Origin of the sequence: Streptomyces sp. NPDC050508, from assembly GCF_040655155.1 — a bacterium.
GTDB lineage: Bacteria > Actinomycetota > Actinomycetes > Streptomycetales > Streptomycetaceae > Streptomyces.
On sequence record NZ_JBFAJJ010000018.1, the window covers coordinates 28,088 to 43,880 of the forward strand.

Annotated in this window: 14 protein-coding genes; 9 read left to right on the top strand and 5 right to left on the bottom strand. The window is 69.5% G+C overall.

Annotated features, from left to right (window positions below; translation table 11 throughout):
* Window positions 1-23: 23 nt before the first annotated feature.
* Together AB0I69_RS38370 and AB0I69_RS38375 are read right to left on the bottom strand one after the other, a co-directional pair.
* A complete protein-coding gene (locus tag AB0I69_RS38370; protein ID WP_363100386.1) occupies window positions 24-1,403 on the bottom strand; it encodes an AarF/ABC1/UbiB kinase family protein in 1,380 nt (459 codons plus the stop codon).
* The gene (locus AB0I69_RS38375; protein ID WP_363100387.1) at window positions 1,396-2,622 is read right to left on the bottom strand and encodes a TOMM precursor leader peptide-binding protein; all 1,227 of its coding nucleotides are present in this window, start codon (window positions 2,620-2,622) and stop codon (window positions 1,396-1,398) included. The genes AB0I69_RS38370 and AB0I69_RS38375 overlap by 8 nt, the downstream gene beginning before the upstream one ends.
* 218 nt (window positions 2,623-2,840) lie before the next feature.
* On the opposite strand from AB0I69_RS38375, the gene AB0I69_RS38380 reads away from it, so the two are divergent.
* The 4 genes from AB0I69_RS38380 (at window position 2,841) to AB0I69_RS38395 (ending at window position 6,664) form a co-directional block, all read left to right on the top strand.
* Window positions 2,841-3,437, top strand: coding sequence for a M48 family metallopeptidase (locus tag AB0I69_RS38380; protein WP_363100388.1), 597 nt, complete (start codon window positions 2,841-2,843; stop codon window positions 3,435-3,437).
* A 113-nt stretch (window positions 3,438-3,550) separates the two neighbouring features.
* A complete protein-coding gene (locus AB0I69_RS38385; protein WP_363100389.1) occupies window positions 3,551-5,200 on the top strand; it encodes a TerD family protein in 1,650 nt (549 codons plus the stop codon).
* Between the two features lie 11 nt (window positions 5,201-5,211).
* Entirely contained in the window at window positions 5,212-5,892 is a 681-nt protein-coding gene (locus AB0I69_RS38390) for an AIM24 family protein (protein ID WP_363100390.1), read from the top strand.
* A 16-nt stretch (window positions 5,893-5,908) separates the two neighbouring features.
* Window positions 5,909-6,664: an AIM24 family protein gene (locus tag AB0I69_RS38395; protein WP_363100391.1), complete on the top strand. Its 756-nt coding sequence runs from the start codon at window positions 5,909-5,911 to the stop codon at window positions 6,662-6,664.
* Window positions 6,665-6,728: 64 nt separating this feature from the next.
* On the opposite strand, the gene AB0I69_RS38400 is transcribed toward AB0I69_RS38395, so the two are convergent.
* Together AB0I69_RS38400 and AB0I69_RS38405 are read right to left on the bottom strand one after the other, a co-directional pair.
* Window positions 6,729-7,250 (bottom strand): NUDIX hydrolase, encoded by a 522-nt coding sequence (locus AB0I69_RS38400; protein WP_363100392.1) that lies wholly within the window; start codon window positions 7,248-7,250, stop codon window positions 6,729-6,731.
* Window positions 7,247-8,686: a zinc-dependent metalloprotease gene (locus AB0I69_RS38405; protein WP_363100393.1), complete on the bottom strand. Its 1,440-nt coding sequence runs from the start codon at window positions 8,684-8,686 to the stop codon at window positions 7,247-7,249. The genes AB0I69_RS38400 and AB0I69_RS38405 overlap by 4 nt, the downstream gene beginning before the upstream one ends.
* Window positions 8,687-8,878: 192 nt before the next feature.
* On the opposite strand from AB0I69_RS38405, the gene AB0I69_RS38410 reads away from it, so the two are divergent.
* The 4 genes from AB0I69_RS38410 to AB0I69_RS38425 all read left to right on the top strand — a co-directional run bounded on the left by AB0I69_RS38410 (window position 8,879) and on the right by AB0I69_RS38425 (window position 12,025).
* Window positions 8,879-9,991 carry an SDR family oxidoreductase gene (locus AB0I69_RS38410; protein WP_363100394.1) on the top strand — a complete coding sequence of 371 codons (1,113 nt, stop codon included), beginning with the start codon at window positions 8,879-8,881 and terminating at the stop codon, window positions 9,989-9,991.
* 106 nt (window positions 9,992-10,097) lie between these two features.
* Window positions 10,098-10,559 (top strand): molybdenum cofactor biosynthesis protein MoaE, encoded by a 462-nt coding sequence (locus tag AB0I69_RS38415; RefSeq protein WP_363100395.1) that lies wholly within the window; start codon window positions 10,098-10,100, stop codon window positions 10,557-10,559.
* 150 nt (window positions 10,560-10,709) lie between these two features.
* Window positions 10,710-10,874 (top strand): hypothetical protein, encoded by a 165-nt coding sequence (locus tag AB0I69_RS38420; RefSeq protein ID WP_169389425.1) that lies wholly within the window; start codon window positions 10,710-10,712, stop codon window positions 10,872-10,874.
* A 53-nt stretch (window positions 10,875-10,927) separates the two neighbouring features.
* Window positions 10,928-12,025, top strand: a complete 1,098-nt coding sequence (locus AB0I69_RS38425) for a PDZ domain-containing protein (protein WP_363100396.1) — start codon at window positions 10,928-10,930, stop codon at window positions 12,023-12,025.
* Between the two features lie 104 nt (window positions 12,026-12,129).
* Here AB0I69_RS38425 and AB0I69_RS38430 read toward each other — a convergent pair whose 3' ends face one another.
* Window positions 12,130-12,672: a PPA1309 family protein gene (locus AB0I69_RS38430; RefSeq protein ID WP_363100397.1), complete on the bottom strand. Its 543-nt coding sequence runs from the start codon at window positions 12,670-12,672 to the stop codon at window positions 12,130-12,132.
* Window positions 12,673-12,846: 174 nt separating this feature from the next.
* Here AB0I69_RS38430 and AB0I69_RS38435 point away from each other — a divergent pair, with 174 nt between their 5' ends.
* A complete protein-coding gene (locus AB0I69_RS38435) occupies window positions 12,847-15,762 on the top strand; it encodes a UPF0182 family protein (RefSeq protein WP_363100518.1) in 2,916 nt (971 codons plus the stop codon).
* Window positions 15,763-15,793 lie beyond the last annotated feature (31 nt).

A 15,793-nucleotide genomic window follows, 5' to 3' on the forward strand; every position in this document is an offset into this window, starting at 1 on the left:
GTCCGCGCCGGCCGAGGCCCGGCTCACGCCTCCGCCGCGGGTTCCTCCTCGTCCAGGAACTCCTCGTACTCCTCCGGCAGGAACCCCGGCAGCCACTCCTCCAGCTCCTCGCGCAGCCGTACCGTCGCGCCCAACTGGCACAGGACGCCGATTGTGCTCAATGTCACTCGATGTATCAGGAGATACGCCGGAGGCAGGTTGAGCTGCTTGCCCAACTGGTGGGCGGGGGAGCGGGGGTCGGCGATGCGGGCGGCCTGGCTGCGCATCCAGCCGCGGCTGAAGGTGAACGCGTCGACCTGGGCCGGCTCGATGATCGGCACGAGGTAGTCGAGGACGGCGTCCGGGTCCAGCTCTATCGACTCCTTGACGAAGCCCTCCGTGCACAGCAGCTCGTAGACCGCCTCGGCGTCGCCGTCGAGCGTCATACGCAGGGAGTCGCCGATGGGGGTCGGCAGGCCGCCGGGGAGCCGGTCGACCGTGCCGAAGTCCAGGACACCCAGGCGCCAGTCGCCCTTGCCGTCCGGGTCGGCGGGCAGCAGGCGGAAGTTGCCCGGATGCGGGTCGGCGTGGAGAAGGCCGGTGCGGGCCGGTCCGGAGAAGAGGAAGCGGGCCAGGAGCTGGCCTGCCCGGTCGCGCTGTTCCTGGGTGCCGTCGGCGATCACTTCCGACAGCGGAATCCCGTCGATCCACTCCGTGACCAGGACCTGGTCGCACTGGTGGACCACGGCGGGCACCACGACGTCAGGGTCGTCCTCGAACTCCTCCGCGTGCGCCTGCTGGGCCTGCGCCTCCAGGCCGTAGTCCAGCTCCTCGGAGACCCGGTCGCGGAGCTCGGCGATGAGGGGCTTGATGTCCATCCCAGGGATGAGCGGGCCCAACAGGCGGGCGAAACGGCTCAGTTGGGTCAGGTCGGACAGAAGGGCCTCACCGGCGCCCGGGTACTGCACCTTGACCGCGACCTCGCGGCCGTCGTGCCACACAGCCCGGTGCACCTGGCCGATCGACGCCGCGGCCGACGGCTTGTCCTCGAACTCCAGGAACAGCTCGCGCCAGTCCTCGCCGAGCCGCTCCGTCAGCACACCGTGCACGGTGCGCGTCGGCATCGGTGGCGCCGCCTCCTGGAGCTTGGTCAGCGCGACACGGTAGGGGCCGGCGACCTCCTCGGGCAGCGCCGATTCGAAGACGGACAGCGCCTGCCCGAACTTCATCGCACCGCCCTTGAGCTCGCCGAGCACCTTGAACAGCTGCTCCGCCGTGCGCTGCTGCAGCTCGCGGCCGACGATCTCCGCGGACTCGCCCACGATCCGTTTCCCGAGCCCCCACGTCGCTCTCCCGGCGAAGCCGAGCGGGAGCGCGGCGAGCTTGGCGGTGCGGGTGACCGCCTTGCGGGGAAGATCAGACATGCGCCCTCCAAGTCCCGGCCGGCCGGGCCGAGTCTGCCTTACGGCGCACATCCCTCGACGGCCGGTCCCCTCCCATTGTCGCGTGTCGATCCTCGTCCGTAGAGGTGTGTCCCTCCTTACCTTTCTTCGTACCCTTCTCCGCGGCTCCGCACGGGCAGGCGGAATGCGCCCAGACCGGCCGCGCGTGCCAGTGCAGACCGGGTAGCGAGACCTCCCACCGCGCGCCCGCGCTCGACGGCGACTGCCCGTCCAGGAAGGCCAGCGCGTGCGCGGCCCCCAGCCCGGCGACGGTCGTGGCCAGCGTCAGGTCGCACGGCCGCACCGGGGGCTGCTTGCCGGAGCGCCACTGCGCGACCAGACGGGGCCAGGTCGGGTCCCGGTCGGTGCGCCCATGGTGCAGACAGCCCGCGCAGGCCGACTCGCCGGGCAGGACCAGCGGGCCCACGACTCCCGTGCCCTCCACGACACCCGCGTACAGATGAGGGGTTCCCGAGGCGATCAGGTCAGCGGCGGCGGTCGGGTCGGGCGCGTGCACGGCGACGTCGTCGCGCGGGGCGAGGATCACCAGGGAGAAGCCGGGGTCGCTCTCCTCCGGCGCGGCCCGTGAGGTCCGGCGCGGTGGGCGGCCCGGTGCCGCCCGGCGTACCGCGCGGCGCGCCGCCTCGTCCCTGCGCTCACCGACGGCCTCGCCGGGCAGCCCGCCCGGCGCGACGTCCCAGGGCTCGGTGTGACCGCCGTCGCGTACGTCGATCTCACCGACGCCCGCGCCCGACAGCAGCGTGGCCAGCACCGCGCCCACCCGGCCCGCACCTCTCACCTGGACACGCAGTCCGCGACGCGCCGCCAGACGGCCCATCGCCGCGCCCGGCTCGCCGGTGATCAGAGAGAGCGATGCGAGGTCCGGGCGCAGCCGGTCGAGGACGTCCTTCTTCGCACGGAGGGCGTCGGCCGCGGGTCCGCCCCCTTTCGCGTCGTCGAGCAGGCCCGCGTGCGTCAGCCCCTCCACCAACCGGTCGACATGGCCCTCGGGCAGATCCATCCGGTGACCCTCTTCACGCAGGAGCGGCAGCCCGCGCGTGCCGTTGAGGAGCTCCAGGAAACTGTCCGTCGCCCTGTCCATCGGGCCGAGCGTCATCGCGTGCGCCGGTGTCATCCCGAACTGCACGGTGTTGAGATCGCGCCAGCCGCGCCGCAGCGCGGGCTTCACCATCGGATGCATGACAGGCCCCCGTAGCCCTAGGAAGTACGTCCCGTGTGCCGGTGGAACGGGTCGGTGCTCCGTCGGCAATGCAAGCCTGCCCGGCCCGGCCGTCGGGTGCCGAAAGTTGTCCACAGGCGGTGGGGATTCGTCGTACAAATCAAACGGACGGTGGGGTATCGACACCGAACCGTCCCGGAGTCGGGACTTCCCGCGTGTGCAGAGGGTAACGTCGGGGCGTGCCCGCCGACCCACTGCACAGCGCCGGAAAACCACAGCGCAGTACGACGAGCCAGCCGCCAAGCGGCTCGGGGGCGAGCGCGATCGAGGTCCGCAGGAGTGCGCGTCGGCGCAGAACGGTCTCCGCGTACCGCGAGGGCGATCGCACCGTCGTGCTCATCCCCGCCCGCATGTCCGAGGCGGAGGAGAAGCGCTGGGTCACCGTCATGCTCGACAAGCTGGCCGCCCAGGAAAGCAAACGCGTGCTCGGTGACACAGAGTTGGCCGAGCGCGCCGAGCGCCTGTCGGCCCAGTACTTCGACGGCCGCGCCCGGCCCACCTCCGTGCGCTGGGTCACCAACCAGAACACGCGCTGGGGCTCGTGCACGCCCTCCGAGGGCAGCATCCGCCTCTCCCACCGGCTGCAGGGCATGCCCGAGTACGTCGTCGACTACGTGCTGCTGCACGAACTCGCGCATCTCCTGGTGCCCGGACACGGGCCGCGTTTCTGGCGGCTCCTGGAGGCCTACCCGCGTACCGAGCGTGCCAAGGGCTACCTCGAAGGTGTCGTCGCGGCGGACCGGCTGCCCCATCTTCCGGGCGCCCACGACGAATGACGACCCCTTGCGGGGAATTGTGTACCGGGTCTGTACCGACTTCCTCCGGTGTCAGAGATTGCCGTTAGCCTTGCGCGACGCACTCGCATCGGGATGGGGGACGGTCGTTACGCATGGCCAGGGAATTCCAACGCGGCCACAAGGCCAGGATCAGTGACCTCACCGCGGGCACGGATCTGTACGTAGGTGTGCAGATCACCGGCCCCGGACTGACCTTCGACATCAGCTGCTTCGGACTCGACGCCGAGGAACGGCTTTCGGACGACCGGTACTTCGTGTTCTTCAACCAGCCGAAGTCCCCGGAAGAGTCCATCCAGCTCCTGGGTGCCCAGGCGGGCGACTCGGAGTCCTTCCGGATCACGCTCGACAGGATCCCGCCGCAGATCCACAAACTGGCCTTCACAGCGACGCTCGACGGCGCCGGGCAGATGTCGCAGATCGCCCCCGGATACGTCCGTATCGTCGCGGGTGGCGAGGAGGTGGCCCGCTACTCGTTCAACGGTTCGGAGTTCACCACCGAGCGGGCCGTGATGCTGGGTGACTTCTACCTGAAGGACGTCTGGCGGTTCGCCGCCGTCGGCCAGGGCTTCGACGGCGGCCTCGAAGCGCTGCTGAAGAACTTCGGCGGCGAGGTCGCGGAAGAGGAGGCGCCCGCGGCGCAGCAGCCGCAGTCCGGCGCCGCCCCGGGCTTCGCCCCGCCCCCGCAGACCTCCGCGCCGCCCGCGTTCGGCGCCCCGTCCGCGCCGGCCCCTCAGCCCGCCGCGCAGGGCTTCACACCCCCGCCGGCCCCGGCGCCCGCACCCTCCGTGCACGCCGCGCCGACCATCATCGCGCCGATGACCCCGCCCGGCGGTGGCACCGTGCCGCCCCCGGCACCCGCCCCCGCGCCCTACGGCCAGCCGCAGCAGCCGTACGGACAGCAGGCCCCGGGCCAGACCGCGCCGCTGCCTCCGGGCTACGGCCAACCGCCCCAGGCACCGCCGCCCCCGCCCGGCTACGGCCAGCCGCCCACGCCTCCCGGCTACGGGCAGCAGCAGCCTCCTTTCGGGCAGGTCCCCGGCCAGGCGGCCGCCTACGGGGTGCCCTCGGGCGCTCCCCAGGGCGCCGGTGTGTCGGCCGCGCTGGAGAAGTTCAAGGAGACGCCCACCGGGCAGCGCTGGACGCAGCAGAACAAGAAGCTCGTCCGCGTCGACCTCGGCATCGGCGGCCAGCCCGTGCTGGCCCGCCAGGGCAGCATGGTGCTCTACCAGGGCAAGGTCGACTTCGGCTACAAGGGCGCCGGGTTCGCCGGTCGGATCGTGGGCAACGCGACCGGCCAGGAGATGCAGTTGATGCGCTGCACCGGCCAGGGCCAGGTGTTCCTCGCCGAGAACTCCACGCACCTCCACCCCGTCGAGCTCCAGGGGGACGCGATCTGTGTCTCCGCGGAGAATGTCCTCGCCTTCGACGAGAGCCTCCAGTACGAGGTCCGGCGCATCGAGGGACACGGCATCCCCGGGGGCGCGCTGTTCACGATGCAGTTCCAGGGGACCGGCACCATCGTCGTGAAGACCCACGGTTCGCCCGTCGTCCTGCCGGTCACGCCGACCACGTTCGCCGACTGCAACGCGGTCGTCGCCTGGTCCGCCGCCGCCCAGGTGATCGTCTCCAGCCAGGTCCGGATGCGCCGCAACGCCTACCCGGGCGACACCGGGGAGAGCGTCAACCTGCAGTTCCGGGCCGCCCCCGGCAACTTCATCGTCGTCCAGCCGTACGAGGTCTGAGGGAGCCCGTCATGAACCAGCCGCTCGCGGGCTACGCCCCCGTACCCGTCGCCGCCCGCATGGAGAACCACGGCAACAACATGCTGAAGGTCGCCATGCAGACCGGAAGCGACCTCTTCGCGCGCGTGGGCTCGATGATCGCCTACGAGGGCTTCATCCAGTACGAACCCAACCCGCCGGCCGTGCGCCAGATCGCGCGCGACTGGATGACCGGCGAGGGCGCGCCCCTGATGAAGTGCTCCGGGGACGGACTGCTCTACCTCGCCGACTACGGCGCGGACGTCGTCGTCATCAACCTCAACGGCGACGGGATCTCCGTCAACGCCACCAACCTGCTCGCCTTCGACGCCCACCTCACCTGGGGCGTGGAGCGGGTCAAGGGGCTGGCGAAGTTCGCCGGACAGGGCCTGTGGAACACCAAGATCACCGGCCAGGGCTGGGTCGCGCTCACCTCCCGCGGCAAGCCGATCGTCGTCGACTGCGGTGGCGGCGACGACGAGACCTACGTCGACCCGGACGCGCTCGTCGCCTGGTCCCCGAACCTCAAGGTGAAGGGCAAGCGCAGCTTCAAGGCGCAGTCGCTGATCGGCCGCGGCAGCGGCGAGGCCTACCAGATGGCCTTCTCCGGGACGGGCATCGTCGTCGTCCAGCCCAGCGAGGACAGCACCGACCGACTCCGGTTCCGGGGCTGAGGGGGAACACGACACCATGCAGAGCCCGCTTTTCGCGTTCAACGACTCGCAGTCCCAGGACCGCTACAGCCTGCAGAACAAGCAGATGCTGCGCGTCGTCCTGGAGGGCCACGACGACATCCTCGCCCGCAAGGGCACCATGGTCGCCTACCAGGGGCTCGTCGAGTTCGACGCCGAGTACCAGAGCAACCAGCAGGGACGCGCGCGTGCCTACACCGGCGAGGGCCTCAACCTGATGCGCTGCCACGGGCAGGGCACGGTCTTCCTCGCCAACCTCGCCCAGCACGTCCATGTGGTGGACGTGGAACAGGACGGCCTGACCGTCGACAGCAGCTACGTCCTGGCGATGGACTCCTCGCTGCATCACGAGGTCATCGCCGTCGACAGCCTGTACGGCATCTCCGGCTCGGGGAAGTACCAGCTCAACATCACCGGCCGCGGCAAGGTCGCCCTGATGACCTCGGGCGCGCCGCTGATGATGCAGGTCACGCCCGACAAGTACGTCAACTGCGACGCCGACGCGATCGTCGCCTGGTCCACCGGCCTGCGCGTTCAGATGCAGGCCCAGACGCACTCCTCCGGGGTGTGGCGCCGTCGCGGCAACACCGGTGAGGGCTGGGAGCTGAGCTTCATGGGCAGCGGCTACGCGCTCGTCCAGCCCAGCGAGCTGCTGCCCCCGCAGAACGCCGCGATCGGCCAGGGCGTCGCCGCCCAGTTCGGCATGGGCCAGCACGGCGCACACGTACAGAACCAGGGCAACGTCTGGAGCTGAACGTCCGGAAAACGAACGTAAGGGGCGCCCGCCATTGCGAGCGCCCCTTACCAGTGCCCAGGGCTCACAGCCTGGCGCGCGTCGCCTCCAGCAGCCGCACGACCGACTCGTCCGCTACGCCCGTCACCTCGTCGTAGGCGAACCAGCGCAGGTCGAGGGACTCGTCGCTGATCTCCTGGACGGCGCCGGGAGGTGCCACGACGGCGTACTGGACGTCGTAGTGGAAGTGGCACGGTGCCGGGATGGGATGGAGGTCGAGGCGGACCGGGCCGCCCGGGAGCAGGGTCAGTCCGGTGATGCCGGACTCCTCCGTGGCCTCGCGCAGGGCAGCCACCTTCAGGGAGGTGTCCTCCGGCTCGCAGTGGCCGCCCATCTGGAGCCACATCCGCAGCTTCTTGTGCAGGGTCAGCAGGACCCTGCCGTGCTCCGGGTCGATCACCAGGGCGCTCGCCGTCACGTGGCCGGCATGGCAGGACTTCCACATGCCGTCCGGATGGGCGGCCAGGTGATCCAGGTAGGTCTGGCGCAGGTCCGTCTGGTCCTCGTAGCTCTTCAGTACGAGGACCGCGTCGTCGTACAGGCTCACTCGGTGTCGTCGTCCTTGGAGTCCTCGTCCTTCGTCAGGTTCGGCTTCTCCGCGGTGCCGTTCGCCGCCTCGCCGAGCATCTTGTCCAGCTCGGAGAAGTCCAGCTGCTCGCGGTGCACGAAGCCGTCCGGGTCGTCCAGGTCGGAGGCCGTCGGCAGCATGTCCGGGTGGGCCCACAGGCCGTCACGGCCGTCGACACCGCGCGCGTCCGTGAGCGAGGCCCAGAGGCGGGAGGCGTCGCGCAGCCGGCGCGGACGCAGCTCCAGGCCGATCAGCGTCGCGAACGTCTGCTCGGCGGGACCGCCCGTCGCGCGACGGCGGCGCAGGGTCTCACGGAGCGCGTCCGCGGACGTCAGACGCGGCTTCGCCGCGGCGTGGACCACCGCGTCCACCCAGCCCTCGACGAGCGCCAGAGCCGTCTCCAGACGGGCCAGCGCGGCCTTCTGCTCCGGGGTGTCCTCCGGCTGGAACATGCCCTGCTGGAGGGCGTCCTGCAGCTGCTCCGGGTTCTGCGGGTCGAACTGGCCGACCACGTCCTCCAGCTTGGCGGTGTCGACCTTGATCCCGCGCGCGTACCCGTCGACCGCGCCGTACAGGTGCGAGCGCAGCCACGGCACGTGGGCGAACAGGCGCTGGTGGGCGGCCTCGCGCAGGGCGAGGTAGAGCCGCACCTCCTCCTGCGGGACGCCCAGGTCCTTGCCGAACGCCTCGATGTTCAGCGGCAGCAGCGCGGCCTTGCCGACCGGGCCGAGCGGCAGACCGATGTCCGTCGAACCGACGACCTCACCCGCGAGCACGCCCACGGCCTGCCCGATCTGCGTGCCGAACATGGCGCCGCCCATCGAGCGCATCATGCCGATCAGCGGGCCCGCCATGGCCTGCATCTCCTCCGGCAGGACGTCACCCATGGCCGCGCCGACGCGCTCGGCGACCGGGTCCACGAGCTCCTTCCACGCAGGCAGGGTCGCCTCGACCCACTCCGCGCGGGACCACGCCACGGCGGAGCCGGCACCGGACGGCAGCGAGGTCGCGTCGTCCAGCCACAGGTCCGCCAGCCGCACGGCCTCCTCGACCGCGCTGCGGTCGGCGGGGCCGATACTCGCGTCCTTCGTGCCGTCCTGCGTCCCCTGGGAGACCGTCTGGCGGGCGATCTGCTTGGCCATGTCCCAGTTCACCGGGCCGCCCTCATAAGAGAGCATCTGGCCCAGCTGCTGGAAGGCGGCGCCCAGGTCGTTGGGGTTCAGGGAGCCGAACATGGCTGCGAGCGGATTGTCCGCACCGGGGCCGCCAAAGCCTCCGGCACCGGGCAGCCCGCCAAAACCGAACGGGTTGGCCGGTCCCTGACCACCACCGCTCTCCTGGTCCTTCTTCTTGCCCTCGTCGCCGTCGTCCGGCTCCTCCGGCGGAAGGCCGAATCCGAATGGGGTGTCACTCACGGGATTCCTCGGCTGTTAAGGCCGCCGGTTCTCTCCGACGGCGCGACTGCCCTTCAACACCACCCAGCGTAGACACCGCGGGCCGATCGGGCCTCAGTGCTTCGCCGAGACCCGGCCTGCGGCAGGATGGATGCCACCTGGTCCGGACGCGTCACGCGCATCCGTACTGAAGACAACCGCTGGAGACGCCCGGTGAGTTCCCCAGATCCGCAGGTTCGCGCAGCGCGAAACCACTCAACCAGTCCCGCCGTGCGCGGGCCCGTCGTCGCGGTCACCGGCGCCGCGTCCGGGATCGGGGCGCTCCTCACCGAGCGGCTCGCCGCCTCCGAGGAGATCAAGCAGGTCATCGCCATCGACGAGCGGCGCGGCGAGTGCGCCGCGGCGCAGTGGCACATCCTCGACGTACGGGATCCGGCCATCGCGGAGAAGCTGCGCGGCGCGGACGTCGTCGTCCATCTGGCGCTCGATCTCTACCTGGAGACCGACCCGGCCGCCCGTTCGGCGTACAACGTGCGGGGGACGCAGACCGTGCTGACCGCCGCCGCGGCCGCCGGTGTGCACCGGGTCGTGCTCTGCACCTCGGCGATGGTCTACGGAGCACTGCCCGACAACGAACTGCCGCTCTCGGAGGACGCCGAACTGCGCGCCACGGCGGAGGCCACCGGCGTCGGCGACCTCCTGGAGGTCGAGCGCCTCGCGCGCCGCGCACCCCGGGCGCACCCCGGACTGAACGTCACCGTCGTCCGCCCCGGAGTGCTCGTCGGAGGTACCGACACCGCGCTGACCAGGTACTTCGAGTCGCCCCGGCTGCTGGTGGTGGCCGGGTCGCGGCCCGCCTGGCAGTTCTGCCACGTCGAGGACCTGTGCAGCGCCCTGGAGTACGCCGTCCTGGAGAAGGTCGAGGGGGAGCTGGCCGTCGGCTGTGACGGATGGCTGGAGCAGGAGGAGGTCGAGGAGCTCAGCGGTATCCGCCGCATGGAGCTGCCGTCCGCGGTCGCGCTCGGCGCGGCGGCCCGGCTGCACCGGATCGGGCTCACCCCGTCCCCGGCCGGCGACCTCGCGTACACGATGTACCCCTGGGTCGTGAGCGGAAGCCGGCTGCACGACGCGGGCTGGCGGCCGCAGTGGACCAACGAGGAGGTCCTTGCCGAGCTGCTGGAGGAGGTCGCCGGGCGGCACACGGTCGTCGGGCGACGGCTCGGCCGCAAGGACGCGACGGCGGCCGGTGCCGCGGGCGCGACGGTCGCGCTGCTGGGCGCGGCGGCGGTCGTACGGCGGGCACGGAAGGCCCGGCGGCGGATCTGACCCGGTCGGGACGCGGCCGTCCTGTAGAAGGCTCCAAGTCTCCACGCGCGTGTGCCTGGTGAAAGTGCTATTCCGCGCTGTCGGCGGGGTGGGGCACGATGGAGGCATGGCACCCACGATCGACCATCCCGGTGAGCAGGCCGCGCAGGATCCCATCAAGCTGATCGGGATCCGGGAGACGCCGCTGTCCGTGGACGAGGTCTTCCGGGCCGTCGGGGACGACGCGGCCGGTGGGATGGCGCTGTTCGTCGGGACCGTGCGGAATCACGACGGCGGGGCCGATGTCGACGAGCTGGGGTACTCGTGCCACCCCAGTGCCGAGGCGGAGATGCGGCGCATCGCCGAGAAGGTCGTCGCGGAGTATCCCGTGCGGGCGCTGGCCGCCGTCCACCGTGTGGGGGATCTCAGCATCGGGGACCTGGCGGTCGTCGTCGGCGTGTCGTGTCCGCACCGGGGCGAGGCCTTCGAGGCATGCCGGAAGCTGATCGACGACCTCAAGCACGAGGTGCCGATCTGGAAGCATCAGAAGTTCTCCGACGGCACCGAGGAGTGGGTCGGCGCTTGCTGATGCCTACTCACTGCGCCTGTTGATGCGCACTCACGTACTTCTCACCCGCCCTCCGGTTGCGTAACCGCCCCCCTGCCATGAGCGTTGTCAGTGGGGCTGGCTAATCTGCTGATGAGTCAGTTGAGGTGACTCTGGGGTTGGGAGGTCGGCATGGCGGCACTCGCCTGGTTGTTGATTCCGCTGGTGGCTGCGATAGGTGCCGGCCTGTGGGGCAGTTGGGCCAACCGGACCCGCAAGGTACGCAGCGACGGTCCGGAACTGGACGGCTATGCCCGCTTCCGCGAGGCCATGGAGAAGTCCCACTCCGGCACGTGATCGGAAGGCGGCCCTGACGGTGCGCTGACAGAAGCGTCCCGTACTGTCGTGCCATGCCACGCCGCACCGCGACGATGCTCGCCTCCACCCTGATGCTGATCGCGCTCCTGTGCGCGGGAGTCTTCATCAACGTCCCGTATGCGGAGATGTCACCGGGCCCCACGGTGAACACCCTCGGGGACCACGACGGCGAGCCGGTGCTGCAGATCACCGGGCGCAAGATCTACCCGACGACCGGTCACCTGAACATGACGACGGTCCGGGTCACCAGTGCCGACTACAACATGAACCTCATCGAGGCCGTGTACGGCTGGCTGGCCCACGACGACAAGGTCGTCCCGCACGACACGCTGTACCCCGACGGCAAGACGGAGCAGCAGTCGACCCAGGAGAACGCCGAGGAGTTCAGCCAGTCCCAGGAGAGCGCCAAGGTCGCCGCCCTGGACCAGTTGGGCGTCCCGGTGAAGTCCTGGGTGATCGTCTCGACGGTCGTCAAGGACTCCCCGGCCGAGGGCAAGCTGCACGCCGGGGACGTGATCAAGGCCGTCGACGGCACGACGGTGAAGCAGCCCGACGACGTCGCGAAGCTGGTCACCAAGCACAAGCCCGGCGAGAACGTCGTGTTCACGATCGTGCCCGCCAAGGAGCAGGCCGCCGCCGTGAAGGCGAACAGGACGGCGACCGCGACGCAGAAGATCACGATCACCACCGCGACCTCCGACGACACCGGTGCGAAGCGCGCCATCGTCGGTATCTCGGCCGGAACCGATCACACGTTCCCGTTCACCATCGACATCAAGCTCGCCGACGTCGGCGGACCGAGTGCCGGCCTGATGTTCGCGCTCGGCATCTACGACAAGCTCACCCCGGGCGACCTCACCGGCGGCAAGTTCGTCGCCGGCACCGGCACGATCGACGACAACGGCAAGGTCGGCCCGATCGGCGGCATCTCGATGAAGACGGTCGGCGCGCGCAGCAAGGGCGCCCAGTACTTCCTGACCCCCGCCGACAACTGCGCCGAGGCCGCCAAGGACACCCCCGGGGGCCTCAGGCTCGTCAAGGTCAACACCATCAAGGACGCGATCAGCTCCCTCAAGCTGATCAACAGCGGCAAGACCGACGACCTCCCGAAGTGCAGCACCAAGAGCTGAACAAGCCCCTTCTTAAGAAGACCTCAGGTACGACTCCGGGGGCGCCCTCAGGCAGAGGGCGCCCCCGGAGTCGTACCTGAGGACCGGAGTTGTAGCAGACGGCGTCAGTCCTCGAAGGTCGCCGACAGGGCCTCCGCCAGGCCGGGGACCAGGGCGCCGCCCGTGAGGACCTCCGTGGGGGAGTCCTTCTCGCGCAGGCGCAGGGCCGAGTCGCGGGTGCCGTCGCGCAGGACCGCGACCGTCATCCGGACCTCCTGGCGGTCCGGGTGCTGGGCCACCCACTGGGTGAGCTTCTTCTCGCTCAGCCCGTCCGGGACCGAGGCCTCGGCGGACGGCGGCAGCATCAGGCGCTCGACGGTGAGCGCGCAGCCGGCCACCGCGTCGGGCCAGGCGATCGTGCCGAGGAACTCGTCCAGCGGCTTTCCGGCCGGGATCTCCTCCTGCTCGATCGGGGTGAGACCGGTGGTCTCGGGCTCGTCCCGCAGGCCGAGTTGGGCCGCGAGACCGGGTTCCTGGGCCCGCAGTCGCGCGGTGTCTACCAGGGCGAAGAGGCGAGCGGGCTGGTCCCAGCCGAGCCCGGCGGCGTACTCGTCGATCTCGAGTACGGCCCGGGTGAGGGGGTTCGCTGCCATGGGAGTGTTGGACATGGTCACAATCCTGCCTCGTTCATGGCCGGAATCGGGAACCGAGTAAACGGTGAGTAAGTTGCATAGGTGTGGGCCCGTGATCACGCGGGGCTACGGAGGGTCCCCGAAACCGGGGACCTGACGCAACGACAGCGACCAACAGCGAACTTCGAGGTGCGCACCTTGGCTTTCCAGATGCCGGACCGCGGCGGAGGCCCGACAGGGCCGCGGATCAGAGTGGGCCGCCCGTCCCGGCGAGTCCGGACTTTGCTCATGACACTGGGCGTCCTTGCCGTACTCGGCATGGCGTTCACGATGTTCGCGGGCTTCTGGACGGACTGGCTCTGGTACCGGTCGGTGCATTACTCGTCCGTGTTCACCACCACCCTGTCGACCAAGATCGGGCTGTTCTTCGTCTTCGGTCTGCTGATGGCGGCCGCGGTCGGTGTGAACATCTGGCTGGCGCACCGCTTGCGCCCACCGCTGAGCGCCATGTCGATGGAGCAGCAGAGCCTCGACCGGTACCGGATGGGCATCGCGCCGTACAAGAAGTGGCTGCTTCTGGCGATCACCGCCCTGGTCGGGCTGATCGCGGGCGCCTCGGCGTCCAGTCAGTGGCGGGTCTGGCTGATGTGGGTCAACGGCGTGCCCTTCCACCAGAAGGACCCGCAGTTCCACCTAGACGTCTCCTTCTACGCGTTCGACCTGCCCTGGTACCGCTTCCTGCTCGGCTTCGGCTTCGCCGCCGCGATCCTCTCGCTGCTCGCCGCCGCACTGACGCACTACCTGTACGGCGGCCTGCGCATCACCAGCCCGGGCGCGCGCGCCACGGCCGCGGCCACCGGGCATCTGTCGGTGCTGCTCGGCATCTTCGTCGCGCTCAAGGCGGTGGCCTACTGGCTCGACCGGTACGGACTCGCCGTGAAATCCAGCGACTTCAAGGCGACGGGCGACTGGACGGGCCTTCGGTACGTCGACGCGAACGCGTATCTGCCGGCCAAGACGATCCTGTTCTGCATCGCCGTCATCTGCGCGCTGCTGTTCTTCGCCACCCTCTGGCGGCGCACCTGGCAGCTGCCCGTCATCGGCTTCGGCCTGATGGTGCTCTCCGCGATCCTCATCGGCGGCCTGTACCCGGCGATCGTCCAGAAGTTCACGGTCCAGCCGAACGAACAGGCCAAGGAAGCCCCGTACGTCCAGAAGAACCTCAAGGCGACGCGCGAGGCCTACGGGATCGACGACACCAAGGTCACCGAGTACTCGGGGACGAGTACGACCAAGGACAAGACCAAGCTGCGTTCCGACGTCGACTCCACGGCGAGCATCCGGATCGTGGACCCGAACGTCGTGTCGCCCACGTTCCAGCAGCTCCAGCAGATCAGGAACTACTACGCGTTCCCGACCAACCTGGATGTCGACCGCTACAGCAAGGACGGCAAGGACCAGGACACGGTCATCGGTCTGCGTGAGCTGAACCTCAACGGCATTCCGAAGAACAACTGGATCAACGACCACTTCCGCTACACCCACGGCTACGGCGTGGTCGCCGCCAAGGGCACCGAGGTCGACTCCGAGGGCCGCCCGGTCTTCACCGAGTCCGACCTGCCGTCCACGGGTGACCTCGGGACGTACGAGCAGCAGATCTACTACGGCGAGAAGACCACCACGTACTCGATCGTCGGCGGTCCCCAGAAGGAGATCGACTACTCCGACGACAGCGGCGAGAAGACCACCAGCTACACGGGCAAGAGCGGGGTCAACCTCTCCAACCCGCTCAACCGGGCCGCGTACGCGGTGGCGTTCAACGAGCCGCAGATCCTCTACTCCGGTGCGATCGGCGAGGGTTCGCGGATCCTGTACAACCGCACGCCCAAGGAGCGCGTCGAAGCGGTGGCGCCCTGGCTGACCATCGACGGCGACGCCTACCCGGCGGTCGTGGACGGCCGTATCCAGTGGATCGTCGACGCGTACACGACGAGCAACGGATACCCGTACGCCTCACGTACGACCCTCGGCGATACGACGGCCGACTCGCTGACGGCGACGAACAACAACCGTGCGGTGGTGGCCCAGCAGAACCAGGTCAACTACATCCGCAACTCGGTGAAGGCGACCGTCGACGCGTACACCGGTGCCGTCAAGCTCTACCAGTGGGACACCGAGGACCCGGTCCTGAAGACCTGGATGAAGGCGTTCCCGAACACGGTCGAGCCGAGGAAGGACATCTCGTCCTCGCTGATGGCCCATCTCCGGTACCCGCAGGACCTGTTCAAGGTCCAGCGCGAGCTGCTCACCCGCTACCACGTGACGGACGCGCAGACGTTCCTCAGCGGCAGCGAGGTGTGGCAGGTGCCGGACGACCCGACCAACAAGTCGGGCAGCGCGGTGCCGCCGTACTACCTGAGCATGAAGATGCCGGACCAGTCCGCGCAGGCGTTCTCGCTGACGACGACGTTCACACCGAACGGAAGAGACAACCTCAGCGCCTTCATGGCGGTCGACTCCGAGGCCGGCACGAGCGATTACGGCAAGATCAGAATCCTGAAGCTGCCGACCAGCACGACCGTCGGCGGGCCTAAACAGGTGCAGAGCGCCTTCAACTCGCAACAGGACATCGCCGAGTCCATCAAGCTGCTCAAGGGCGGCGACTCCGACATCGAGTACGGCAACCTGCTGACGGTGCCGCTCGACGGAGGACTGCTCTACGTGGAGCCGGTCTACGTACGCGGTGGTGGACTCAAGTACCCGCTCCTGCGCAAGGTGTTGGTGGCCTACGGGAACAAGACCGCCTTCGAGGACACGCTGGACGAGGGTCTCAACAAGGTCTTCGGGGCGGAGAGTACGACGACCCAGCCACCGGATACGAGCACGAGTCCGCCGACGTCCAGTAATCCAACGGTCCAGGCGGCGTTGAGCGACGCCCAGAAGGCCTTCGACGCAGGGCAGGCGGCCCTGAAGAAGGGCGACTGGGTGGCGTACGGGCAGGCGCAGAAGGATCTCCAGTCCGCGCTCAAGCGGGCCGAGGACGCGCAGGCCGCGGCCGACAAGAGCAAGGGCAGCGGCAAGAGCACCAGTAGTCCGAGTCCGAGCAGCAGCCCCAGCAGCGGATAGGTAAAAGCCCACCTCGCGCCCGTGGTACGGT